The 23360-nt window shown below is 58.3% G+C and carries 23 protein-coding genes; 6 read left to right on the forward strand and 17 right to left on the reverse strand.

Translation table 11 applies throughout. The annotated features are described in order from the left end of the window. Positions 1–92: 92 nt before the first annotated feature. The 8 genes from DW024_RS05595 to rnd form a co-directional block, all read right to left on the reverse strand. Positions 93–1271 (reverse strand): acetate/propionate family kinase, encoded by a 1179-nt coding sequence (locus DW024_RS05595; protein WP_055252343.1) that lies wholly within the window; start codon positions 1269–1271, stop codon positions 93–95. A 121-nt stretch (positions 1272–1392) separates the two neighbouring features. Continuing rightward, positions 1393–2553 carry an MFS transporter gene (locus DW024_RS05600; RefSeq protein ID WP_118377176.1) on the reverse strand — a complete coding sequence of 387 codons (1161 nt, stop codon included), beginning with the start codon at positions 2551–2553 and terminating at the stop codon, positions 1393–1395. A 119-nt stretch (positions 2554–2672) separates the two neighbouring features. Further along, a complete protein-coding gene (locus DW024_RS05605) occupies positions 2673–3563 on the reverse strand; it encodes a LysR family transcriptional regulator (protein ID WP_118377177.1) in 891 nt (296 codons plus the stop codon). Between the two features lie 41 nt (positions 3564–3604). After that, positions 3605–3940: a histidine triad nucleotide-binding protein gene (locus DW024_RS05610; RefSeq protein ID WP_035137921.1), complete on the reverse strand. Its 336-nt coding sequence runs from the start codon at positions 3938–3940 to the stop codon at positions 3605–3607. Positions 3941–3989: 49 nt separating this feature from the next. Further along, the gene (xseB, locus tag DW024_RS05615; RefSeq protein WP_117773930.1) at positions 3990–4256 is read right to left on the reverse strand and encodes an exodeoxyribonuclease VII small subunit; all 267 of its coding nucleotides are present in this window, start codon (positions 4254–4256) and stop codon (positions 3990–3992) included. Between the two features lie 42 nt (positions 4257–4298). Beyond that, positions 4299–5750 carry an exodeoxyribonuclease VII large subunit gene (gene xseA, locus DW024_RS05620; protein WP_369834738.1) on the reverse strand — a complete coding sequence of 484 codons (1452 nt, stop codon included), beginning with the start codon at positions 5748–5750 and terminating at the stop codon, positions 4299–4301. 115 nt (positions 5751–5865) lie between these two features. Then, the gene (locus tag DW024_RS05625) at positions 5866–6570 is read right to left on the reverse strand and encodes a zinc metallopeptidase (RefSeq protein WP_118377178.1); all 705 of its coding nucleotides are present in this window, start codon (positions 6568–6570) and stop codon (positions 5866–5868) included. Between the two features lie 64 nt (positions 6571–6634). Next, positions 6635–7768: a ribonuclease D gene (gene rnd, locus DW024_RS05630; RefSeq protein ID WP_118377179.1), complete on the reverse strand. Its 1134-nt coding sequence runs from the start codon at positions 7766–7768 to the stop codon at positions 6635–6637. 98 nt (positions 7769–7866) lie between these two features. On the opposite strand from rnd, the gene DW024_RS05635 reads away from it, so the two are divergent. The 5 genes from DW024_RS05635 to DW024_RS05655 all read left to right on the forward strand — a co-directional run bounded on the left by DW024_RS05635 (position 7867) and on the right by DW024_RS05655 (position 14680). Beyond that, positions 7867–8784 (forward strand): diacylglycerol kinase family protein, encoded by a 918-nt coding sequence (locus tag DW024_RS05635; RefSeq protein WP_117820686.1) that lies wholly within the window; start codon positions 7867–7869, stop codon positions 8782–8784. A gap of 410 nt (positions 8785–9194) precedes the next feature. After that, a complete protein-coding gene (locus DW024_RS05640) occupies positions 9195–10997 on the forward strand; it encodes a C69 family dipeptidase (RefSeq protein ID WP_158572166.1) in 1803 nt (600 codons plus the stop codon). A 407-nt stretch (positions 10998–11404) separates the two neighbouring features. Beyond that, positions 11405–11977, forward strand: a complete 573-nt coding sequence (locus tag DW024_RS05645; RefSeq protein ID WP_118377181.1) for a hypothetical protein — start codon at positions 11405–11407, stop codon at positions 11975–11977. A 212-nt stretch (positions 11978–12189) separates the two neighbouring features. After that, positions 12190–13941 (forward strand): ABC transporter ATP-binding protein, encoded by a 1752-nt coding sequence (locus DW024_RS05650; protein ID WP_118377182.1) that lies wholly within the window; start codon positions 12190–12192, stop codon positions 13939–13941. Beyond that, entirely contained in the window at positions 13934–14680 is a 747-nt protein-coding gene (locus DW024_RS05655; protein WP_022094111.1) for an energy-coupling factor transporter transmembrane protein EcfT, read from the forward strand. Before DW024_RS05650 ends, DW024_RS05655 begins: the two co-directional genes overlap by 8 nt. Before the next feature lie 125 nt (positions 14681–14805). Here the strand turns inward: DW024_RS05655 and DW024_RS05660 are convergent, their stop codons facing one another. Together DW024_RS05660 and DW024_RS05665 are read right to left on the reverse strand one after the other, a co-directional pair. After that, a complete protein-coding gene (locus DW024_RS05660) occupies positions 14806–15552 on the reverse strand; it encodes an aspartate/glutamate racemase family protein (RefSeq protein WP_233541343.1) in 747 nt (248 codons plus the stop codon). 84 nt (positions 15553–15636) lie between these two features. After that, the gene (locus tag DW024_RS05665; protein WP_118377184.1) at positions 15637–16893 is read right to left on the reverse strand and encodes an ATP-grasp domain-containing protein; all 1257 of its coding nucleotides are present in this window, start codon (positions 16891–16893) and stop codon (positions 15637–15639) included. A gap of 395 nt (positions 16894–17288) precedes the next feature. On the opposite strand from DW024_RS05665, the gene DW024_RS05670 reads away from it, so the two are divergent. Further along, on the forward strand, positions 17289–18422 hold the full coding sequence (locus DW024_RS05670) for a glucosaminidase domain-containing protein (RefSeq protein WP_118377185.1): 1134 nt from the start codon (positions 17289–17291) through the stop codon (positions 18420–18422). Positions 18423–18459: 37 nt separating this feature from the next. Here DW024_RS05670 and DW024_RS05675 read toward each other — a convergent pair whose 3' ends face one another. The 7 genes from DW024_RS05675 to DW024_RS05705 form a co-directional block, all read right to left on the reverse strand. Further along, complete coding sequence (locus DW024_RS05675; RefSeq protein WP_158572167.1) at positions 18460–19839, reverse strand: protein kinase; 1380 nt, start codon at positions 19837–19839, stop codon at positions 18460–18462. Positions 19840–19937: 98 nt separating this feature from the next. Then, positions 19938–20360: an XRE family transcriptional regulator gene (locus tag DW024_RS05680; RefSeq protein WP_117757340.1), complete on the reverse strand. Its 423-nt coding sequence runs from the start codon at positions 20358–20360 to the stop codon at positions 19938–19940. Positions 20361–20392: 32 nt separating this feature from the next. Then, positions 20393–20836, reverse strand: coding sequence for an FxLYD domain-containing protein (locus DW024_RS05685; RefSeq protein WP_118377187.1), 444 nt, complete (start codon positions 20834–20836; stop codon positions 20393–20395). A 163-nt stretch (positions 20837–20999) separates the two neighbouring features. After that, complete coding sequence (locus DW024_RS05690; protein ID WP_117735768.1) at positions 21000–21269, reverse strand: hypothetical protein; 270 nt, start codon at positions 21267–21269, stop codon at positions 21000–21002. A gap of 83 nt (positions 21270–21352) precedes the next feature. Further along, positions 21353–21694 carry a HigA family addiction module antitoxin gene (locus tag DW024_RS05695; RefSeq protein WP_117635414.1) on the reverse strand — a complete coding sequence of 114 codons (342 nt, stop codon included), beginning with the start codon at positions 21692–21694 and terminating at the stop codon, positions 21353–21355. Beyond that, positions 21666–21947 carry a type II toxin-antitoxin system RelE/ParE family toxin gene (locus tag DW024_RS05700; protein WP_117635415.1) on the reverse strand — a complete coding sequence of 94 codons (282 nt, stop codon included), beginning with the start codon at positions 21945–21947 and terminating at the stop codon, positions 21666–21668. Before DW024_RS05700 ends, DW024_RS05695 begins: the two co-directional genes overlap by 29 nt. A gap of 102 nt (positions 21948–22049) precedes the next feature. Then, positions 22050–23237 (reverse strand): N-acetyldiaminopimelate deacetylase, encoded by a 1188-nt coding sequence (locus DW024_RS05705; protein WP_117735769.1) that lies wholly within the window; start codon positions 23235–23237, stop codon positions 22050–22052. Positions 23238–23360 lie beyond the last annotated feature (123 nt).

Genomic DNA, 23360 nt, shown 5'->3' on the forward strand with positions numbered 1-23360 from the left:
CAACTTGATAAATAGCTATCAAGCATATCGCCCAACGAGCACAAAAGAGGGGCCGAACGGCGCTCGGTCGTCCAGCCCCTCCCCTCTTGCAATTACTTGCCGTTGACGATGCGCTCGACGTCGGAAGCGATCATGAACTCCTCGTCCGTGGGGATGACAAAGATTTTGACCTTGGAATCCTTGGCGGACAGGCACCAAGCGCCGTCGCCGCGCAGGGCGTTGCGGGCATGGTCCATCTTGACGCCCATAAAGGCCAGACGGTCGGCCACGCCAGCGCGGACAGCCGGAGCGTGCTCGCCGATGCCGGCGGTAAAGACCAGGGTGTCCATGCCGCACATGGAAGTAGCCATCTCGGCAGCCTTGGCGGCAATCTTGTAGACAAACATGTCGAAAGCGAGCTGAGCCTCGGGGTCACCAGCGGCGGCGAGCTCCTCGACGTTGCGGCAGTCATTGGTCTTGCCACCGGTCACAGCCAAAAGGCCGGACTTCTTGTTCATCATCTCATCGACCTCGTCGAAGGTGTAGCCGCCCTCGCGCTGCAGGTAACACACGGTAGCCGGGTCGATGGAGCCGCAGCGGGTGCCCATCATGACGCCGTCGAGCGGGGTGAGGCCCATGGTGGTGTCCATGCACTTGCCGTCCTCGATAGCGCACAGGGAAGCGCCGGAGCCGATATGGCACACGACGACCTTGCGGGCCTCGCCGTTGGTCATCTCGGCGACCTTTTTTGAGATGTAACGGTAGCTGGTGCCGTGGGCGCCGTACTTACGGATGTGCAGCTTGTCGCAAACGTCCTTGGGCAGAGCGTAAGTCTTGGCGACCTCGGGCATGTTGAAGTGGAAAGCGGTGTCATAGACCGTGACGTTGGGCAGGTCGGGATACTGCTCCAGGCAGAACTCGATAACGTTGGCCTCGGGGTTGTTGTGGAGCGGCGCCAGCGGGGCGACCTCGCGGATCTTGGCGAGAACGTCCTCGTCGACGAGGGAGGAATCGCCAAAGTACCAACCGCCCTGAACGATGCGATGGCCGATGCCCTCGATCTTGACGCCGTTGGCCTCGAGGTCCTTCAGGACGACCTCGATGGCGACCTTGTGGTCGGGGAACTCGATGTTCTCGGTCACCTTCTTGGAACCGTTAGCAGCGTGGGTGAAGGTACCGCCGGTAAAGCAGACGCGCTCGCAGGAGCCCTTTGCGGACACCTTGTGGGACTTGGTGTCGATGACCTGATACTTAAGGGTCGAAGATCCCGCGTTGACGACCAGAACGTTCATGTGTCTCCCTACTAACAGGCGGTGTGGCGCCGCCAGGTTACATACGCTTCAATAATAAACCCAAACGCCCTCGCGCTCGGGTTTATTGGCGTTGATATATAAGTTATCGGTGCCTAAATACTCATGTCCTTTGGCTTGTAAGACGAAATAGCGCGGGAATATACACCAAAGAAGAAATCCCGAGCGCGACAAGCAATACGACTCGAATGCCCGCAGCGCTGCTCAACGCAGCGTTGAGCAGATAGAAAAGAACAGCACCCACCGCCACCATCTGGCTTTGAACCGAAATCAATGAACAGCGCATCGAAGAATCAGCAGCATTTTGAAAAATTGAGTATTTAATTGGAGCAAATAACGAGTAAGCGACCGTCTGCAACACATAGAACACGGGCAGCAAATTAGCCGGAGTAAGGGGAATCAAAAACAAAGCTGTCAATGCTAAGCGAATGATGCCGCAAATACGCGCAAAACGGCCCTTGTCGACACGAGCAATCACACTGGGCACAATAAACCCTATGGAGGCGGAGGCAAGGAGCTGGACCGCAATGGTCACGCCCGAAGCGACGGCATTCATTCCGCGGCCTGCAAGCAACAGTGAGAAAAAGTCTTCCAGAGCGACGAAGGCAAATGCCTGAGAACAGTCCATGATGAACGCTGACCGAAGAATGCCATTACACGCAATAGCGGCACCGATCATCTTCGGGCTAATTCCACGCTCAGGTGCCCCCGCAGTGCCCCCTCTTCGCATCTCAGGAATGCAGACAACAACAACCAACGTCAACACCATTGCGATGATATCTGCCGAAAGACCAATGAGATATGCACCGACAGACGAAATGAAACCGCCCACGCAAGCGGAGATGGCATAAGAGGCATAGAAAACAAATCGCTCAAAGACATTAAGTCTTACGAGCTGGTCCTGAGAGACGCTGTCAATGTAAATCGCTTCTATGGATCCGCTCAGACATGCAACGGCAAAACCTTTGAGAGCGAACGCACCGATTAAAAGCAGAGGGGAACGGACGAGAAGCAGGGCGGCGTAGTATCCAAGCATCCCCACGACGCCAACGAGACCGCTTGTCTTTCGTCCAAACCTATCAGCAATATAGCCAGTGGGAACTTCGAGGATGAACTTGCTCACTTGATATGCAATCATCATGCTAGAAATCGCCACTATCGAGAATCCGACGAATTCAAGGTAAACCGTCAGAAAATACAAAATGGTGCTGAAGTTCGACAGAAAAACGAACGTCATATAAAGCAAAACCGTACGGTTTTTCATGCTCCGCCCTCCAAGAGTCAGCAATCTAAATCGAAATCTTGGAAAAGCATGAGGGCAAAGCTGTCAGCTATGTGTTGCAGGGCGTCAACATTCACTTGACGACACGAGGCCAAATGGCCTCACGAAGCGAGATGACGCAATAGGTGAAGAAATACCGTCTGGTGTCGATCGGTCCAGGCATTTTGTCGATAGCAAAAGTAGATGGGCAGGGCTACGTCATGTGAGGCTTCAATGGAGCACTCGCTCACTTCCGATCCATCCGATGCGAGAGAAGAGCCAGAAAAACTCAATATCAATCCCCCGGCTTGAAGAAACTCAGCCTGCGCCCTGCTTCCGTATTCGACATCGCGAAAGCGGAAATTAACCAGCTGAGCTTCGGGACATTGATTGATTGCATTGAGACAGGGTGACAAATTAATGGGAACAGCGAGCCTGCCGCCCAGTAACTCACGAATGGTCATAGCGTCAACAGATTGATGACCAGCTGGACATGAAAGAACCCTGAGCTCCTTTTCACCCATATATTTTGAAGAAAGGACGTTGTCCCGTGGTTCCTCAAACGAGATAGCCGCGTCCGAAATTCCAAGTATAAGTGATTCAAAGCATGTTGCCGTTGGCTGATGCCACACATCAAGATGAATCTGAGGGTGCGAGCTTTCAAACGAGTCGTACCAGTTTTCGGAAAAAAGGCGCCCCCGCCCGTGAAGACCGGGGGCGTAAAGACGGAAATGGCCGTCGGGCGAAACGCCGCCGTTCCCCGATTGAGCGTACTTTTTGAGATCGTCGACTTGCGCCAGGATCACGCGTGCACGACGCGCAAATTCTCTGCCCGCCGGAGACAAAACAGCCTCCCCCGCCGATCGGTCGAGCAAAACAATCTGATACTCAGATTCCAACTTTTTTATTGCCGACGAAACGGCCTGCGGACTCACGTGAACGGCGCGAGCTGCTTTGCGCACGCCGCCATAGTTCGCTACAGCTTGAAGGTATTCGAGTTGAGAAAGCTGCATAGATTACTCCAAAGGCAGCCAAGTCGACGGCCTACGCGCCCTCAGATGAGGTTCTCGCCCAGGTTCTTGCCACCGAGAACGTGCATGTGGAAGTGCATGACGGTCTGGCCGGCGTTGACGCCCTTGTTGGAGATGACGCGGAAACCGTCCTCCAAGCCCTTGGCCTTAGCGACCTCCTGGATGGCGTGAGCCATGGCGCCCATGGTCTCGGCCGGTACGTTGTCGGCGATGTCGCTGTAGTGCTTCTTGGGGATCACGAGCGTGTGGACCGGCGCCTGGGGATTGAGGTCGTCGAACGCGATGACCTGGTCGTCCTCATAGACAACGGTCGAGGGGATCTCGTGGTTGGCAATTTTGCAGAAGATGCAATCGCACATGGTTGGTTCCTTTCTCACAGACCAAGGTAATTATATTTGGTCGGGATGGTTAGAACGAGAGGCTGTCGTCGGTGTTGGCGGCTTCGCCGTCGGCGAGCACGTCGTTGCCGTCGACGTCCTTAAGAAGCACCGAGACCTTCTGCTCGGCATCGGACAGGCGGGTGCGCAGGCTCTTGAGGAGCTCTACGCCGCGGGTATAGCTCTCGAGCGACTCCTCGAGCTCCATATCGCCCGACTCCAAGCTGCGGATGATGAGCTCCAACTCCTGCGAAGCCTGCTTGTACGTAAGCTGCTCGACCGGGGTTTTCTCTGCCATATCTGTTTCCTTTCCTAAAGGTTTATCGCTATGAAACGCGGCCTACTCGACCGTATCGACCGTTGCCGCCACGTTGCCGTCTGCCATGCGCACGCGGATGGCGTCGCCGGGCTTAAAGGTCTTGGCGCTCGTGGCCACACCGTCGTCGCTGTACGCGATGGAGTAACCGCGGGCAAGTACCTTGAGCGGCGACAGGGCATCGAGCGAAGCCGCCGCACGGCCCAGGTCGGACGCTGGCTTGCTGAGCATCGTGCGCCCCTGATGCTCTAGACGGGAGCTTGCGAGCATGAGAGCATGGCGCTTGCCATCGAGCCCTGAGGTGCTTGCGATCAAGCGCTCGGGCAGACGCTCGAAGTCGGAACGGAATGACCCGACCGAACGCGTTATGGCGCCAGACAGACGATCGGCCGTCAGGGCAAGCTCGGACTCGCGACGCTCGACCATAAACGTTGGATCGTTAAGACACGGGCGGCACACGGCTGCATCGAGCGCGTCGCCCAGACGAGCCGTATAGGTGTCCCAGGCACGACGGCCGCGTTGGTCGAGCATTTCCAGATCGACCTGATCCGACCCGATCATCGAAGCCATCGCAGCGCCCAGACGCTGATGACGCGTCTCGAGCACGTCTGCCAGCTCCGTCATAGCCGGCGCCACCGATTCTGCCGCTGCCGTTGGCGTGGAGGCGCGACGGTCGCTCACCATGTCGCAGATCGAGGTATCGGGCTCATGCCCAATGCCCGTCACCACAGGCACGGGACAGGCTGCCACCGCACGGGCAAGCTCCTCGTCGTTAAAGGTCATGAGGTCCTCGAAGGAGCCACCGCCGCGCACCAGCAAGATGCAATCGGGTGCCGGCGTAATGGCAGCGGCGCGGCGCAAGCCTTCAATAAGCTCTGCCGGCGCACCCTCGCCCTGGACCTTGGCGCCCACACAGACAAGCTCGACGAGCGGGTTGCGACGGCGCAGCGTGCGCTTGACGTCGTCGATTACGGCACCCGAAAGCGAGGTGACGACTGCCACACGCGAGCAGAACACCGGGATGCGACGCTTGCGCGTCTCATCCATCAGGCCCTCGCGACGCAGCTTTTCGGCCAACTGAGCCACCTGCTGACGCAGCAGGCCCTCCCCCGCCAGCGAGAACGAGCGGGCAACGAAGCTCATGCGACCCGTAGGCTTGTAGAGATTGAAGCTGCCCTTAAAGCTCACCTGCATGCCATCACGCAGATCGAAGGTACGCTTAAGGTAGGCGCCCTTCCAGATGATGCAGTCGACGGCCGCCGAGTCGTCCTTGATTTGGAAGTAGCAGTGGCCGCTTCGGGCATTGGGGCCACGGAAACCCGTGACCTCGCCCAAAACGCTCAGTTGCGGAATGGCATCGAGCGCGCCGGCGGCGATCTCCACCGCTTGGCTCACGCTGAGCTCCTTGCGCTCTTGGTCGTCCAAACCGTCGAACTCGGCGGAAACGGCATTGCCGGTTAGATTCCAGCCTGCCACGCAGCCCCCTTTCGTCATCGTGCACATGGGCTCCGGCCCTGCGCTAATTCAAGTCCAACACATAGTACAGCGCCGCGGGGACACAAATCCCCACGGCGCCTGTCAAGCCAACTTGTTATCGGTTGGAGTTTCTGTTGTAGCGAGCCATCAGGTAGAGCAGCTGAATGATCGAAGTGAGCGCTGCGGCAACATAGGTAAGCGCGGCGGCCGTCAGTACCTTCTTGGCACCGTTGACCTGCTTGGAGCTCATACCCGACTGCTCAATATACGCCACGGCGCGGCGACTGGCATCGATCTCGACCGGCAGCGTAACCAGCTGGAACAGCACGCTAAACGAGAAGAAGATCAACGCGAGGGTCGTGAGTCCCGCGATGTTCATAAACAGGCCCATGAGTAGCACGATGGTCCAGGTGTTCTGGGTAAAGTTGACGACCGGGACCAGGGCAGTGCGCACCCTCATCATGGCATAGCCACTTTGACGCTGCGCGGCATGGCCTGCCTCGTGACAAGCGACAGCAACGCTTGCAACCGAGCCGCCCGAACGGTTGGCGTCCGAGAGGTACAGGTTGTTATCCTGCGGGTTGTAGTGGTCGGTGAGCTCACCGGCGACACCTTTGATACCCACGGCATTGCAGCCGTTGGCGTCGAGCATGCGGCGCGCGACCGCAGCGCCCGTGTCGCCGTCCGAGCGAACCTTGGACCAGGTTTTGTACGTCGAGTTGATATAGCTCTGCGCGGCAAGACCGAGCACCGTACAAACAAGAACAACCAGCAGGTACAGCGGGTCGATGCCAAAGCCGTATCCATAGTAATAGGGCATACGAATTCCTCCGAATCGAGTTACACGTTGGAGGCATTCTACCCACTCAGCAGACTAGGCTTCCTTATAGCAATTCAATTTTGCCATCTTTGACCGTCAACCCCATATTGCCCGAGAGCAGATCGTCCAGGCGCGAGCCCACAAGCTCAAAGCGCCAGCCTTCGCGCAGGGGGCTCTGCTCAGGATGCTCAACATAGTCGGCCAGGTCATCGCGCGAAGCAATGACCGAGGTCGCCACGCCCGAGCGCTCGGCAACCAGGCGAATGAGCGCATACATCAGGTCTGTCACGCTCTCCAGCTCCGGCGAGATCTGACGGTGTCCGCGCACCATGAGCGGCAGACGATCGTGCGGGCAGCTCGCACCGCGCTTGATGGCCATGAGCGCGCCGTCCACGTCGCGCTCCCCCAGCTGGTCGGTGCCGCGGATGCTGCGGAACTCCTCAACGCGCACGGGATTGCGCTTAACCAGGGCAAGCAGCGTGTCGTCGGACATAACCCACTTGCGCGGGATGTTACGGCGCTCGGCGCGGTCCTCGCGCCAGGCGGCGAGCTCGCGCGCGATGCCCAACTGGTGACGGCTGCACGAATTGATGCGTTTGACCTTGCGGAACGCCTCGTGGCGATCGGCGCGATAGTGCGACTCGTCAGCCAGCGGGCGCAGCTCGTCGAGCACCCAGTCCACACGACCCAGCTCGCGCAGGCGGCTCATCATCTCGGTATAGGCGACGATCAGGTACTTTACGTCATCGATCGCGTACTCAATCTGCTTATCGGTCAGCGGGCGACGCGACCAGTCGGTCAGCGACTCGGTCTTGGGCAGCGAGACGCCGCAAAACGTCTGCACGAGTGCGCCGTAGGAAATCTGCTGACGCTCGCCCAAAAAAGCGGCGGCCACCTGCGTGTCAAAAATCGGATGCGGCAGCACGCCCACGGTATGGAGCATGACCTCCATATCCTGCGAGCAGGCGTGGAAGACCTTGGTCACGCTCTCGTCGGCCATAAGCTCGGCCAGCGGCGATAGGTCGTCGATTACCAGAGGATCGACCGCTACGCTCTCGGCAGGGGTGGCAATCTGGACCAAGCACAGGCGCGGGTGGAACGTGCGCTCGCGCAAAAACTCGGTATCGACGGCAATCGCGTCGAACTCACGGGCGCGCTGGCAAAAGTCGAGTAGAGCCTGATGTGTGGAAATGTACATATCAACCCATCGAATAAGGTTAGGCCCGAAAAACACGGGTAGGATATCGGCATTGCCTTACAACTATACTCGGTTAGTCACAGAACGGGAACGTAAGTATGCGCTGCCTTATCATCCACAACCCGGCATCGGGCCCCAGCTCAGATGAAATCTACGCATTCACGCACGCCCTCGCGCAGGGCGGCGACGAGGTCGTGATGCGTTTTATCGGCGATGGTATGGAACCCGAGGATGCCGTGGCGGACGTGCGCGAATTCGATCGCGTGGTCGTTTCGGGCGGCGACGGCACCGTCTCCAACGTGCTCGACCAGATGCGCGGGTGCGGTGTCCCCACGCTCGTCTTCCCCTCCGGTACGGCCTGCCTGTTCTTTAACAACATCGGTAATGCCCCCGAGGCAGCGGCGCTTGCCAAGGCTTGCCGCGCCGGTCGCACAGTCAAAGTGGACATGGGCGAGCTCTTTTGGCTCGACGAGGACGGCAACGAGAAGCGCCACGGCTTTATCATCATTGCCGGCTCGGGCTTCGACGCCGAGATCATGATGAAGGCCGCCCCCACCAAAAACGACATCGGCGAGATCGCCTACTTCCTCTCCGCGCTCGCCACGCCCAACCCCACGGTGGCGCACTTTACTATTGAGCACGACGGCATTGTCGAGGAGCTCGACGGCATCTGCTGCATGGCCGGCAACACCTCGGTCATCCAAAACGACATCAACCTGTTCCCCGACTGCCGCATGAACGATGGCATGGTCGACATTGCGGTCATCGAACCCGTAAAAACTGTGCAGCTTCTACCGACTGTGATCACCGCCGCACTCGACCCCGCCGGCAAGGTACTCGGGCGCCCGCAGTTCAAGATCATCCAGACCAAGGAAGCCAAGATCACCTGCACCCCGTCGCTGGGCATGCAGTTCGATGGCGAGATCATCTCCAGCAACTCGGGCGTCTTTGGTGCCCGCGCACTTCCGCAATGCCTCGACCTCATCGTCGATGAATTCTCACCGCTTGGTAAATAGGAGGACCCCATGAACGACAATCCCCTGATCGGCTTTATTGTCATCGTCTTGGCCATGCTCGTCGGTTACGCCATCAACGTGATTCACCGCCGAAAGAAGTAATTCCACATTGGTCTGATATTCATCCAATTATCGTCTCTCCCGTTGTTTATGCAAACCCTAAACAGCGGGAGAGTTTTCTTTTTGACCGCCGTCTAATGCTTTATTCAGCTACAGTAAATGCAGGGTGCCTTTATTTAACTAAAGCCATAAAATGAGTATTATTATCCGTTCATCGTATATTTCTTCACGCTCATCGAGTAAAAGCTGTTGTCGAATGAATACTCTTTACACTTCCTTTAGGCTAATAGATGTATTTATTAGCTGAAATCCTGCACGGTTTCGCGGGGTTTCAACGGTTGGGAGGGATTATGAGGTTTACTCATCCTGTCAACACGCTCAAAAAGCTCGGCTGCGGCCTTGCGTTTGGAGCAGCGGCCATCATGGCCATGCCGACTTCGGCACTCGCCTGCACCCAGATCTACATGGGCAGCAAGCTCACGGCAGACGGCAACACGTACTACGGCCGTTCCGAGGACTTCGGTCCGCGCTATGTCAAGCACTTTGGCATTGAGCCCGCACACAAGGACGGCAACGAGTACACCTCGGTCGAGTCCGGTTTTGAGTACAAGTCCAAGGGCGCAACCTACCGCTACACCTTCGTTCGCGACAACCCCTCACAGTGGGAAGATCGCTACGACGCATATTCCGAGGCAGGCATCAACGAGAAGGGCGTCTCCTGCTCTGCCACGTTGAGCACCTCCTATAACGAGAAGGCCGAAGAGGCCGACCCCATCACCGAGGAGACTGGCATTGGCGAGTACAGCTATGCCAGCGTCATCCTGGGCGAGAGTGCCACGGCCCGCGAGGGCGTCGAGCTCATCGGCAGCCTGATTGACGAGCAGGGCGTCTGCTCCAACGACCAGATCATCATCGCCGACAGCACCGAGACCTGGCTGTTCGCCGCGCTTTCCGGCCATCAGTGGATTGCCATGAAGCTCGCCGATGATATCGCCTCGCTCAACCCCAACATCGGCAACCTCACCTATAACGTCGACCTCGATGACACTGAGAACTGTCTCCATTCCGAGGGCATTGAGTCCATGCCTAAGGAGAAGGGCTTTGCCGAGTACACCGACGGCAAGTTCGACGTCGCCAAGACCTACGGCGAGGAGATCAGCGAGGCCGGTATGCACCAGTGGTCGCGCTATATCCAGGGTCGCGATTACTTCATGGCTCCGCTTGCTGAGGGCACCGACTACGAGATCGTCAAGGACGAGCGCGAAGACGCTCGCGCGACGACCGGCGCCCTGGTCCACGAGATGCAGCCGCTGTTCTTCCAGCCCGGCAAGTCCGACTGGAACACCTTTGAGATGATTCGTTCCTTCGCCGCTCGCGGCGAGAATGTCGCCGGCCTCAACGCCAACACCGACGGCGCCTATGCCATCGGCTCCAACCGCAACACCGAGATCCACACCTTCCAGATCCGTCACGGCATGGATCCCGAGATCGCGACCATTCAGTGGGAGATGCTCTCCAACGCCGAGTTCTCCGTCGCCATCCCTCTCTACTCCGCACTGCTCACCGAGGTCAGCCCCTACTTCAGCGATCAGGATGTCTCCTTCGATCACTGCGAAGAGGAAGACGTCGTGAACAACGAGGAGCCCAAGAACTCCATCAACTACGTCCTCATGGACATCAACACGCTCGCCTATGAGAACCGCGACCACTGCGCCACCGGCGTCCGCGCCTATCTCGACGCCCTGCAGAAGGAACTCATCGAGCAGAACCTGACCGTCGACGAGGCCATGCAGGCCGAAGAAGGCACCGAAGCCCGCACCGCCCTAGCCAACAAGGCCGGCAAGGCTGCAACCAAGAACACCTATGTTAAGTGCAAGGCCATGCTCGAGGAGATGCGTGACTACCTCCAGGAGGGCGACTTCTCCGAGGAGTTCGTCCCGAGTGACTACGATGCCGACAACGACTGCCTGGTCGAGTCCATCACCTACGCCGACGAGGCCCTTTCCGATGAGGACGTGGCCGAGCCCGAGGCCGAAGAGGAAGAGGTCACCGAGGAGAAGTCCGAGGGCAACAACATGGCCGCCATGGCCGTTGGCGCCGTCGTCGTCATCGGTGTCTGCGCCTACGTGGTCTATCGTCGCAAGAAGGCCTAAGGCCCTCATGTCCTAGCCGAGCGGGCAAGGCAGCGATGGCAGCCTCGCCCGCTTAACCCGCCTTTTGACCGACGGGAAACCCGCCTGAAATCTTTTCAAAAAAGATTTCCCCGCACACACTTTGCTGTGCTATAGTGCAGCGCAACAGCAACTAGGTGCGACCGTACTATGGCATCACGAAAGGAGCCACCGACATGAAGAACACGATGACGTCTCTCAACAACTGGTGGTGGCGTGATGCGAATACGATCGGTCGACAGTGAGTCCCTCACGCCTGTTTTTGCGCTCTAGGTGATTGGAAGGCCTCCGGTTTCGACCGGGGGCCTTTTTCTATCTCGAGCCCGATTGCATTCGCATCACGCGCCTCCGCTTTTCTCTTGCACTCCCCTTCCGAAAGGATTTTCACCATGTCTCAGAACACCACCGCCGCCCAGCCCCGCACCGTCCAGACTGCCGACCGCGGCAAACTCGATGTCCGCGCCCTCGTCCTGCTCGCCATCCTGCTCGCCGCCGGCTTCATCCTCAACTTCACCGTCGGCAAGACAATCTCGGGCATCTCGGGCGGCATGATCAGCCCCGAGTTCATCATCTCGGCCTTCTGCCTCACCATCCTGGTCGTTCGCCCCAACATCGGCCAGGCGCTCGTCATTGGCCTCATCTCGGCTGCCGTGATCCAGATCACCACCACTTCGCCGTTCGTCGATTTTGCTGCTGAGGGCATCGCCGCCATGCTCATGGCCGGCATCGTCAACGCCGCCGGCAAGAACGGTCAGGTCAAGCCCGCGATCGCCATTGTCGCAACCTTCCTGACCACCTTTGTCTCCGGCGTCATCTTCATGGTCATCAAGATGGCCATGCTCGGCGTGGTCGGCGAGCTCGCCGCCGCTATGCTGCCCGTCGTCGCCATGACCGCCGTCTTTAACGCCATTCTGGTCGGCGCCCTCTACTTGCCCATCCAGAAGGCCCTGAAGCTCAACTAACCCGCTCGGCTTTACGAGCCACCCCATCTTGGCGTTCATTCGTCGCTCGCGTACCCAAGTACGTTTCGCTTCTCTTTCGCGCTAACCTGGGGTCCTTCGTAAAGCCGTCTCCGCACTCCACCAACAAAGACTGTCCCAAACGACTAGCTTTTGGGGACGTTCTTAAACGACTAGTCATGTAAGAACGTCCCCAATGACTATGAAAGGTATCCATGGAAACGATCATCAACGTCGACGATGTCTCGTTCTCCTATGGCACGCAGACCGAGCAGGCGCTCAGCCACATCTCGCTCAGCGTGAACAAGGGAGATTTCATCGGCATCGTCGGACCCTCGGGCGCCGGCAAGTCCACGCTTGCCGCCTGTCTGTCGGGCGCCGTGCCCCACCACTACACCGGCACGTTCTTTGGGTCCGTCATGGTCGACGGCCACGACACCTGCGAAGTCTCGCTCACCGACGTGTCGCAAATCGTCGGCAGTGTGCTGCAGGATATCGACACGCAGATGGTCGCCTCGGTCGTCGAGGACGAGATGCTTTTTGGCCTGGAGAACTTTGGCGTTCCCCACGACCAGATCGAGCAACGTGTGAGCGAGACGCTCGAGACCGTCGGCATCAGCGACCTGCGCGACCGCGAGATCGCCACGCTTTCGGGCGGCCAGAAGCAAAAGGTTGCCATCGCCGCCATCCTCGCCATGCGTCCGCGCGTCTTGGTTCTCGACGAACCCACCGCGGCACTCGACCCCGCCAGCTCCACGTTGGTCTTCGAGACGCTGCGTGAGGCAAACCACGCACTTGGAATCACCATCGTCGTCGTTGAGCAAAAGGTCGCCCTGCTCTCGGAGTACTGCAACCGCGTGCTCGTGCTCAACCATGGCGAAATCGCGCTGCAGGGCGAGCCACACGAGGTCTTCGCGCATACCGACGAGCTCCGTGCCATCGGCGTCGACTGCCCTCGCGTCACGCGCATCTTCAATAGCCTCGAGGCTGATGGCCTGGTAAGCGGTACCCCTTGCTTGGATGTCGATGAGGCCGAGCGCCTGATTTCGGGCATCGTCGACCCCGCACACGCGGCCATCGAAGCCCAGGCACCCGCCGGGTCCCCGCATGCACCGTCGTTGCGTCCTCATGCCAAGGACGCCGAACCCGTACTCACCTTCAACCATGTTGAGTTTGCCTATCCCAATGGCGGCGCCGCCGTACACGACCTTAGCCTGACGCTCTATCCTAGCGAGCTCGTGGGGATCGTCGGCCAGAACGGTGCCGGCAAGACCACGCTCACCAAGCTGCTCACGGGCCTGCTCAAGCCCGCCTCGGGCAGCGTGCGCGTCACGGGACTGGATACCGCAACCGTCCCCACGAGCCGCATTGCCCGCGAGGTCGCGACCCTCTTCCAAAACCCTGACCGTCAAATCTGCAAGGACACCGTGCTCGACGAGGTCGCCTTTGGCTTGGAGCTTACCGGCATCGACCGTGCCGAGGCGCTGCGTCGCGCCCAGCTCGTCATCGACCGCTTTGGCTTGCCGGCCGACGAGGCGCCCTTCTCGCTCTCGCGCGGTCAGCGACAAATGGTGGCGCTTGCCTCCGTCGTAGTGGTTGAGCCCAAGATCGTCGTGCTCGACGAGCCCACGAGCGGCCTTGATTACCGCGAGTGCATGACCGTCATGGAAACAGTGCGCACCATGGCCGAGCGCGGTTGCGCCGTTATCATGGTCTGCCACGATATGGAAGTCGTATCCGACTTTGCCGAGCACATCGTGGTGATGGCCGACGGCCGCATCCTCGAGCGCGGCCGCACGCACGAGCTGTTCTCGAACTGCGAGCTCATGCAGCAAGCCTACGTTGAGCCACCTCAGGTCATAGAGCTTTCTCGTCGTCTGGCATCCTCCGTCTCTCCCGCCTTTGCACAGGTGAGCGAGGTCACCGATGTCGTTCGAATTACCAAGGAGATGGTCCACCGTGGTTAACGTCATCGACTACATGCCGGGCGATACGCTACTGCATCGCCTGAACCCCGTCGTCAAACTGGGCCTCGCCGCCGCCATCATCGTCGGCATCTTCTTGTCCGACACCTACGTAGCGCTGCTGGGCTTTTTGGCACTCACCCTTGCGCTGGGTGCCTATGCCGGCGTCGTCGACCGTCTGTTCTCGCTGCTCAAGTTGCTGATCCCGCTCGCGCTTATCATGCTGGTGCTCCAGCTGGCCTTTATGCGCGATGGCAACGTGGTGTGGGGCTTTATCACCGACACGGGCCTCATCACAGGATCGAAGGCCTGTCTGCGCCTACTGGGTGTGGCGTTACCACTCATCCTCATGCTCATGGTGACCAAGCTCAACGACCTTGCCAACGCCTGCGTCGAGGTGCTGCACGTACCGTATCGCTATGCCTTCACCTTTACCACGGCGCTGCGCTTTGTGCCGGTGTTTGGTCAGGAGATGAACGCCATCATGGAGGCGCAGACCGCACGCGGCGTCGAGTACGACACCAAGAACCCCATCAAGAAGCTTAAGCTCATGCTGCCACTGTGCGTGCCACTGCTCATCTCGAGCGTGGGCAAGACCGATGCCACAGCCTTGGCGGCAGAACAGCGCGGCTTCTATCTGCGTACACGCGCCAGCTCGTACAAGCGCTACCCCATCAAGGGCCTGGACATCGCCGTGCTCATCGTCAGCATCGCCCTCATCGCCATCGGCTTCCTGTTCTAGTTCACCACCGACAGCAACCGCCCAACGCAAAAGGCCTCGGCTCGCACCAAACGAGCCGAGGCCTTTACTGTTTCACCAGATAAAACCTACCAAAATAAACCTGTCCCTTTTTGGCAGGTCGGCAGCTAGAGGCGGTAGGGGGCGCCGCTGCGGATGATGGATTCGCGCACCAGGACATCCATGGCGTCGAGGGTAATCTCGGGCATCTCTCGGTACTTCTGCAGCACCGATAGCTCGGTGCAGGCCAGAATGACGCGGTCGCAGCCGCTACGGGCGAACTCCCACATCACGCGGTCGAACTTATCCATATCGGGCTCACGTCCGGCCTTCACATCATCGTAGATAAGCGACATCACATCGTTCTGACGTTTATCGCTGGGATAGACAACCTCAACACCCGCAGCCTTACATTCGCGGCCGTAGACGCCCGCGCCCACGGTGCCATCGGTTCCCATAATGCCAATCTTGTGCACCGGCTCGGCCGGCATACTCAGGTTGGGATCGAACTCGCACTCCCCCATCACCGCACCGGCCAGAGCATAGCGCACCGACTCACGCGGCATGTGGATAATCGGCACCTTCGTAAACGACTGGATCTGGTCGTAGAAGTAGTGTGACGTGTTGCAGGGAATGGCAATGTGCGCGCAGCCCAGCGACTCGAGTGCCTGGGCACACTCTTTCATGGTCGCCAGCAGCTTGGCATGCTCGCCGGTCTTAATGGCCAGCGTGCGGTCGGGCATGGTCGACTTGGAGAGCACCACCATGTCGATATGTTCCTGATCGCAGGCAGCAGCCGTATGACGCACCACCTGGTCGTAGTAATACGACGTGGCCTCGGCGCCCATGCCGCCGATAACTCCCAGCTTTTCCATCGCCGCCTCCTTGGTGACGCTTGCGCAATTGCGCGTATCATACCCGCGCCCGCCCGATGTAAACCGGACGGGCGCCGCACTCATCTACTTGTAATACGTCATGAACAGCTTAAAGTGGCGCAGCTTGGTGTGCCACATGCGCAGCCAGCGATTAAAGACAAAGTCACCCTTCATAAACGAAGGGTCGGCGCCCTTGCCTTCCTTGTCCAGGCGATGCACCTTAGCGCGCAGCTCGGGATCCTTGACGTACTTGTCGACGACGCCCATGGGGACGACCATCCAAAGCGCCTCGTCCTGCGCCGTCACAAACTCCGGCTCAAACGGGCGGTTGAACACATACTCGTCCACAACATACTTGGCAACGTTAAAGCCACTGTTAGTGACGTAGTAGTTGCTGCGACCTTGGCGCGTGTTGAAATCGAAGAACTTAAACGAGCCGTCGCGCTCATCGTACTTAACGTCAAAGTTGGAATAGCCCACAAAGTGAAGGTCCTCGAGCAACTTGCGCACGCCGCCCATGAGCTCGTCGTTGGGCTCGGTAATGATACAGGCGTGATTACCGACGCCGTGAGGCTGATGTTCCTCGAGCAGCACATGGCCCAGGCACATCATGCGCACCTTGCCGTTGCGATCGGAATAACTGGTGAGCACGCGCATGTACTCGTCGTTGCCGGGCACGCGATCCTGCAAGATCAGATCGTCGGTGTAGCCGCTGGCATACGAATCGCGAATGACCTGTTCCAGCTCGGCGCGGTCGGCAATCTCATAGGCCTTCTTCTGGCCCTCGAACTCATGCTGCCACCACATGATGCCGTCAGAAGGCTTCAGAATCATCGGGTAGGGAAAATCGATCTGGTCGAGCACTTCGGCAGGCGCCTCACCCTGGGCATTGAGCATCGCCTTGGTAAAGGTAAACGTGTGCGGATAGGGCACGCCATGCTTCTCGCACAGCTCGTAGAAGATCTCCTTCTTCTGGCACTGCTCAAGCATGCTATAGGGAGCGTAAGGCGCGACGATGTTATCCGCCAACTCATGGGCATCCTTGGCCTGAGCCACGAGGGCAACATAGTTGTCGCCACAGCCCACAAGGACAATCGTCTTGTCGGCATGCGCTTGGGCAATGCCGTTGACGGTTTTGAGCATCACGGGCATGGTGTCGATATCCACGTTGGGCGTGTAGTCGATAATCTGGCTGCGGTACGCGGGACCCGTCTGGTACTTGCCAAAGACCAGACTCTTGACCTGATACTCCTCGTAGAAGGCGCGCGCCACCGAATAGGCGTTGATGTCGCCACCGAGCAGCACGGGAATGAACTCGCGCTCTGTAAATTGCAATGCCATGGAAACTTCCTATCATGAACTGCCCACACAACGGGCGGTCTTTGCGCAACTGATTTATTCTAGCGTGCCAAGCCGCCGGCGCCCAAAGCTCCACCGTATCTATGGCAATCGACGTAATCGTCCAGCATAAAGGCCGTGCTCACCGCGATGGGATCTTGTAGTTGTAAAACCCCACGTTGAGATAGCTTTTACAGCCCCAAACTCCTCTTAAACAGGCTCCCGTAACGTTAAAGTTGAACTCTATGGTTTCTCAACAATTCATCATAACTGCAGGTCAAAGCCAAAGCCTCAAGTTCAACTTGACCCTTTGGAACCTTTAAGGTTCAAGTTGAGGTCGAAAGCAGTAGTAGAATACCGTTCGAATCATAACCTACGATTGATTGCAGAGGGACTGGATGCAGCATTCGAATCATCGCACCGCAGCGCTCATTGCGTCGAAGCCGGCTCGTATCATCACGAGCGCCGCGCTCGCCGTTGCGCTGACGGCCACACCGATGCTCTCCCCCGTTGCGGCGTATGCCGCCTCGCAGGCAACGCAGGACCAGCTTTCCGCAGCCCAGCAGAAGATCGAAGCCGCCACGAGCGCCTACAATGACGCCCGCACCAAACTCGATGACCTGCAAAAGCAGATTGACTCCAATGAGGCAAGCATCGAGGAAATCGAGGCCAAGCTTCCCGAGCAGCAGGCCAAGGCAAGCTCTGCCATGCGCGATCTGTACAAGTATCAGAAGGGCACCAATCCCATCGTGAGCTTCCTGGTCAATGCGCAGAGCCTGGGTGAGTTCATCACGACCTGCAAATACACCAACCAGATCACGAGCTCGAGCGTCGACGAGATCGAACAGCTCAATAACATGCAAACCGAACTCGAGCAGAACAAGGCCGAGCTCCAGCAGGCCAAGTCTCAGCTTGAGGCAGAGCAGAAAAACGCCGAGGATGCGTTAGCTCAGGCCCAGCAGCTCCGCAGCGAGGCACAGGCAAAAGCCGAGCAGGAAAATGCCGCCGAACTTGCCAAGCTTGAGGCCGATAAGGCCGCTGCCGCCGAGAAGCTCTCGGGCGAGGGCGTAAGCGGCAGCAATTCCAGCAGCCAGGCCACCAACACCAACACCACCATCGACACCACGGTGAACAACGCCAATACCGGTAGCTCCGATTACGATTCGTTCATTAATGAGTGGACGGGCCGCATCGACAATTATCTCGCCGGCTCCCCCATGGCAGGCCAGGGCTACAACTTTGCCGTCGCCGCTTGGAATACCGGTGTCGACCCCCGTTGGTCCCCCGCCATCGCCTGCATCGAGAGCACCAAGGGTGCTTATTGCGCCAATTCTTACAACGCCTGGGGCTGGAGTGCCCGTGGCGGCGGTTGGCGCAGCTTTGGCAGCTGGAGCGAGGGCATCTCCGCTCACGTCGCCTATCTGGGCGCCAACTACGGCTCCACCCTTACCCCGGCAGCGGCCAAAAAGTACTGCCCGCCCACGTGGCAGGACTGGTACAACAAAGTCGCCGCTCAGATGAACCGCATCTAAGTGCAACTGCAAAGGGCCCCAATGGGGCCCTTTTCTTTTAGGTAGCGGAGGTATCGACGACGCCGGTCGCATTGGCAACCGCGACTATGACGATCATGCATAGGAGCAGCACACCCAATGCCTTGAGCCAGAGTTTCGCGAGCTTCTTGCCGCGATAGCTGTCGAGCAGTGCGAATCGCCGACGAAGACGGCGCTTATCGAGCAGCGCAAAATGCATAAGCACCATAAGGCCATCGACAAAGAAAAAATACTCGATTATGAGAAGCCACGTCGGGTAGCTTTGGTTTGCTCCCGTGGGGTGAAAGACGGCAAAGTGACTTCCGGCAAAGAACACAAGCAGTGAGAAGCAGACGAGCGTATTCCAAATACGCCCCAGAGACTCCGGAACGCGAGAGAGCAGACCGCATGCAACAGAGGCGGCAGGCCTAGGAAGCCCTGTGGGGTTCTGGAGCCCTTGGGGCGTCAACGCCGTCTCCGAGGCCGGAGCACGGACAAGCACAGGCGCAGGAGGCCGCACGGGGCGACTTAGATCGTATGCCGCGCGCGTCGCCCGTCCCAACGCTTCCGCGCTCGCAAAACGCTTGGCCGGGTCGAGCGCCATCGACATGCAGACGGCATCGGCAAGTGGAGTGGGAATGCCGCGCGCCTCGCATTGCTCGCGCATGTCGAGCCCTGGTTTAGGGTCGACTCCCGTCAAGCAGAAGAACAACAGGGCGCCAAGTGCGTAGACGTCGCTTCGCACGCTCGTCTGCCCAAACCCATACTGCTCGGGCGGCGCATAGGGCCGTGTCCCAAACTTGACGGTATCGGCATCGGCGCCATCGCGCCATACGCGCGCGATCCCCAAGTCGATAATCACCAGCGATGAAAACGTCAGGCCGTCATCAGGCGTATAGTTGGCACCTGTCACGATGATATTCGACGGCTTGAGGTCGCGATGGATCACCGGCACCGACGTCTCCCCCGCCATTGCAAAACCGGCATGGAGCTCGCCCACGGCGTCGCATAGGGCAGGATACAATTCACGCGCATAATCGGGGGTGGCTCCCAGACGGTACACCAGCACCCCGAGCGTCTCCCCTTCGATGTATTCCATAACCACGTTGAGCTCGTCGCCCACACGACGACAATCGACGATTCTGGGCAGGTGCTCAAAACGCCTGCCTGCCCGCTGAGCGGCAAACAGACGCTCGTATGCCCCGCCGATTTGAGCCGAAGCATCGATGCGTTTACGGACAAAGGGGCCGAGCGAACCACCGCCGGTTCCTTCAAAGTACACAAGCTCGGTTGTTTCAACGGACGAGCGCTTAAGTACACGCTCCACGCGATAGCTGTCGTCACGATCGAGCGACGCCAGGTGCTCGGCAAGCGCTGCGGTCAGCTCATCATCGGAATATGTTGGGGTCTGATTATCCATAGCCTCCATCATAGCGCAGGGCGCAGACACCCCATGGCATCCGCGCCCCGTTCGTTTGCATCGTTGTTCGGCAGCTCCGCCGGCTCAGATATCAGCCGCTAACTCACCGTCTCCTCGCCAAAGCGATACAGCTCCTCGTTGACCTTTTGGAGGCTGCACCCGCGATCGATACAGAAGATGATGATCGCATCGCGACGGTCCTTGCAGTTAAGGACGCTTACCCCGGCAGCCGTCAGCGCACGGTTAGTCTCTTTGAGCGTCAGCGCCATCGCAAAGGCAATCTGCAGCACCTTATTGCGACTCGGATGACGCGCACCGGTAAAGATCTGATAGCCAAAGGTCTCATTGAGATCGGCCATACGAACCACGCGCGAGCGCTCCAAGCCCTTTTCCTGCAGCAGTTGCTTCAGGTAGTCCGAAAGCGACGGGGTGGCAAAGTCGTGCTCCTTGATATAGCCATCGATGTTTGGCGCGTCGAGAAGCTCATTGAGTAACTCGTCAGTCAGCTTTTTATCGGGCATACGACCTCACCTCCCCCAGTGCATGCAACATGCTAGAAACCGCTTACGTCCGAACGCTCCCAGCTAGCAACCTGGTCGGGAGACACCGTACCCAGCGCCTCGAACTTCCAGGAGCCGCCCGCCTTCAGATGATTGGTGTTTGCAAGAGCCGTTCCAACCTGGTTGCCATCGGCATCATACAGAACATATTCAATCTGAATGTAGCTCTTTTCCTTGTCCGTGTTATTGGTCAGCGTGCCCGAGATCTTATAGGTAAACTGATTGGAAGTATCTTCAGCCTCGTCAGCAATGGTATACGGTTCTTGCGGTTCTTTTTGCTCCTCAGCCTGCTGTGTCGTCTCGGCAGGTTTTGCCGAATCGCTCGCAGACGAATCGGTTGAGTTGCCGCCCATAGAGCCCACGGCACCGACAATAACCAGCACCACGATGATGCCTAGGACAATCTTGCCGATCGGCTTCTTTCCCTCTTTTGCCATTATTCATCCTTCCTACGATCCGGCTACCGTGCCGGCACACAGCACATCGTAGGAAGGATTGAACTTGAATTCATTAGCTGAGAGCTAAGGTTGCGGTAAACGGCCAATGCAGTTATCCAAACGCCGAGCAAACGCACTTTGCGCGACCGTCTGCCAGCAGTGATCAACCCACCGTGACGGATTCCCCGGTAAAAGCACTGATCATCAACAGGACAAAGAAAACAAGATAGCTGACACTCAGCAGGTACGCAATGATCAGAAAGACGACCCAGCCGACATTGGTTTTACCGTCGGCACGGCGTTGCCCGCGATTGCGGCAGAGCCAAATCGTCACGCCGATGGCAGTGATAAACAGCACGAGCGCCGCCGCGGCAAGCCCAGCAAGCGCAAACATCACGCCAATGCTCACAGCGATGACCGGAAGCAGCAGCAAACCGCACCCGCATCCACCCGGACTATATACGGCAGACTGTCGGCGTCGCTTCATCGCCGCGCCACCCCCATCATCTCTGAGCACTACAGTGCGATGGCCTGCTGAACAGGAACGATCTTATCGAGTTCCGGTTCGATCCGCCTTTTCTCGGCCTCAAGGTCAAACGCCATCTGAGCGCGCAGCCAATAACCATCCGTCAGGCCAAAATAACGGCAAAGACGGAGGTCGGTGTCGGCCGTCACGCGACGTTTTCCCAAGACAATCTGCCCGATACGCTGAGCCGGAATCCCGGTCTCTTTCGCAAGGCGATATTGAGAAATGCCCATGGGAACAAGAAACTCCTCTTTGAGAAGCTCACCAGGAGTCACTGGCGACAGCAAATCGGCCGAGGTCTCATCACTTGTGATAATCGACGATTTCGACATTCCAAGCCATCTCCTGTCTCCACTCAAAACAGACCCGATAGCGCTCGTTAACACGGATGCTATATTGCCCGGCACGATCGCCCTTCAAAGCTTCCAGGCGGTTGCCCGGTGGAACGCGAAGATCATCAAGCGAAGCACAAACCTGCAGTTGGCGAATCTTCCTCAACGCAACACGCTCAAAGGGCACGAACTTCCTGACCCGCACACCCATGGCAAAGCGTTCGGTATCCTCATCTTTATACGATGCAATCATAGTATCGCCTTACGTTAGTAACGTCAAACGTTTCTATAGACTTACATCTCTATTATATCGTACGTTTGTTCGTATTTTCTAGAACAAATAGTCCTTCACGCCTTAGTCAAGCAAAAGCAATCGCTTGTAGACATCAAGGCCTTTGAGAAGAATCTCCTCGTCAAAGAGCATGGTATCGGTATGCAGAGCGCTTGTTGCATAGGCTGGGCAGCCATCAGCGTCGATCGGGTTTTCTTGTCCCTCTGGCACGCCCGTGCCCAGCAAGAAGAACACGCCCGGCAGATGGCGCTGATAGAACGCGAAATCCTCGGCGATTAGCAGCGGCTCGTCCACAAGTTGCAATTCGGGCAGAACGGGCGCGATTCGATCAAACAACTCGGGATCGTTGTCGACCGGCGGATAGCCCTCGGCAAAGTCGAGATCGTACGTGCAGCCCGTTGCAGTGCATGCCTCATCAAGCACGCGGCGCACACCCTCGCGTGCACGGTCGAACATGCCGTCCGTAAACACACGCAAGCTGCCGGCCACATGGGCCTCCCCCGCCACCGCGTTGCAGACGGTACCGGCCTGCAGCAGGCCAAACTTGCCGATACAGGGCTCGTCGGTGCCCAGTTCGTCCATCAGCTCGCGCTCGGTAACCAAAAACTTCGCTGCCGCCAACGCGGCATCGTGTGACTCCTCAACCGGCACACCATAAGTCTTAGCAATATGGATACTCGTACCGTGAATATGGATATGCGTCTCGCTCGAACGCGCCAGCAGCGGACCAGAACAACTCGCCAGCGTGCCGGCAGACAGATCGGGCCACACATGGAAGCCAAAAATGCGGTCGGCCCCATAGCGCTCGAACACACCACTCTCGCATACCGTCTTGGCACCACCGGTCGTTTCCTCGGCCGGCTGGAACACAAAAAGCACGTTGCGTTTAAGTGAACCCGGCTGCTCGCGAATCGTGCGGTCGACATACGTCGCGGCGGCGAGCGCCATGGCCATGTGTCCGTCGTGCCCGCAAGCGTGCATCTTGCCGGGATGAGACGAGGCGAAGGCCGCACCCGTCGCCTCGGCAATGGGCAGCGCATCCATATCCGCACGAATCGCCGTGGCATGCGTGGCACCAACGCCAGCGTCAAAGAAAGCGCAGACGCAGCTGGGGCACGGATGGGTCACCTCGCAGGCAAGCGACGCCAACACGCCCTCGATATAGGCAATAGTCTGCGGAAGATCGAAGTCGAGCTCCGGGATCCTGTGCAAGTCGCGCCGATAGCGACGGAGTTCTTGGAGCTCGGTCATAGAGGTTCCTTTCATTGGTGTGCGCCGGTTGCTATCTATTGTGCCGCAAGATTGCCATACCCTTATTTCCAGCATATCCCTGCATTTTTTAAACGTTATATACGAATACTCTTGTTTGGTAAA

This window comes from Collinsella sp. AF37-9 (assembly GCF_003475115.1).
Lineage (GTDB): Bacteria > Actinomycetota > Coriobacteriia > Coriobacteriales > Coriobacteriaceae > Collinsella.

Bases quoted from the DNA above. Each gene is read 5' to 3' on its own strand.
- DW024_RS05595 (WP_055252343.1), bottom strand. From the start codon at position 1,271: ATGAACGTTCTGGTCGTCAACGCGGGATCTTCGACCCTTAAGTATCAG.
- DW024_RS05600 (WP_118377176.1), bottom strand. From the start codon at position 2,553: ATGAAAAACCGTACGGTTTTGCTTTATATGACGTTCGTTTTTCTGTCG.
- DW024_RS05605 (WP_118377177.1), bottom strand. From the start codon at position 3,563: ATGCAGCTTTCTCAACTCGAATACCTTCAAGCTGTAGCGAACTATGGC.
- DW024_RS05610 (WP_035137921.1), bottom strand. From the start codon at position 3,940: ATGTGCGATTGCATCTTCTGCAAAATTGCCAACCACGAGATCCCCTCG.
- xseB (WP_117773930.1), bottom strand. From the start codon at position 4,256: ATGGCAGAGAAAACCCCGGTCGAGCAGCTTACGTACAAGCAGGCTTCG.
- DW024_RS05625 (WP_118377178.1), bottom strand. From the start codon at position 6,570: ATGCCCTATTACTATGGATACGGCTTTGGCATCGACCCGCTGTACCTG.
- rnd (WP_118377179.1), bottom strand. From the start codon at position 7,768: ATGTACATTTCCACACATCAGGCTCTACTCGACTTTTGCCAGCGCGCC.
- DW024_RS05635 (WP_117820686.1), top strand. From the start codon at position 7,867: ATGCGCTGCCTTATCATCCACAACCCGGCATCGGGCCCCAGCTCAGAT.
- DW024_RS05640 (WP_158572166.1), top strand. From the start codon at position 9,195: ATGAGGTTTACTCATCCTGTCAACACGCTCAAAAAGCTCGGCTGCGGC.
- DW024_RS05645 (WP_118377181.1), top strand. From the start codon at position 11,405: ATGTCTCAGAACACCACCGCCGCCCAGCCCCGCACCGTCCAGACTGCC.
- DW024_RS05650 (WP_118377182.1), top strand. From the start codon at position 12,190: ATGGAAACGATCATCAACGTCGACGATGTCTCGTTCTCCTATGGCACG.
- DW024_RS05660 (WP_233541343.1), bottom strand. From the start codon at position 15,552: ATGGAAAAGCTGGGAGTTATCGGCGGCATGGGCGCCGAGGCCACGTCG.
- DW024_RS05665 (WP_118377184.1), bottom strand. From the start codon at position 16,893: ATGGCATTGCAATTTACAGAGCGCGAGTTCATTCCCGTGCTGCTCGGT.
- DW024_RS05670 (WP_118377185.1), top strand. From the start codon at position 17,289: ATGCAGCATTCGAATCATCGCACCGCAGCGCTCATTGCGTCGAAGCCG.
- DW024_RS05675 (WP_158572167.1), bottom strand. From the start codon at position 19,839: ATGGATAATCAGACCCCAACATATTCCGATGATGAGCTGACCGCAGCG.
- DW024_RS05680 (WP_117757340.1), bottom strand. From the start codon at position 20,360: ATGCCCGATAAAAAGCTGACTGACGAGTTACTCAATGAGCTTCTCGAC.
- DW024_RS05685 (WP_118377187.1), bottom strand. From the start codon at position 20,836: ATGGCAAAAGAGGGAAAGAAGCCGATCGGCAAGATTGTCCTAGGCATC.
- DW024_RS05695 (WP_117635414.1), bottom strand. From the start codon at position 21,694: ATGTCGAAATCGTCGATTATCACAAGTGATGAGACCTCGGCCGATTTG.
- DW024_RS05700 (WP_117635415.1), bottom strand. From the start codon at position 21,947: ATGATTGCATCGTATAAAGATGAGGATACCGAACGCTTTGCCATGGGT.
- DW024_RS05705 (WP_117735769.1), bottom strand. From the start codon at position 23,237: ATGACCGAGCTCCAAGAACTCCGTCGCTATCGGCGCGACTTGCACAGG.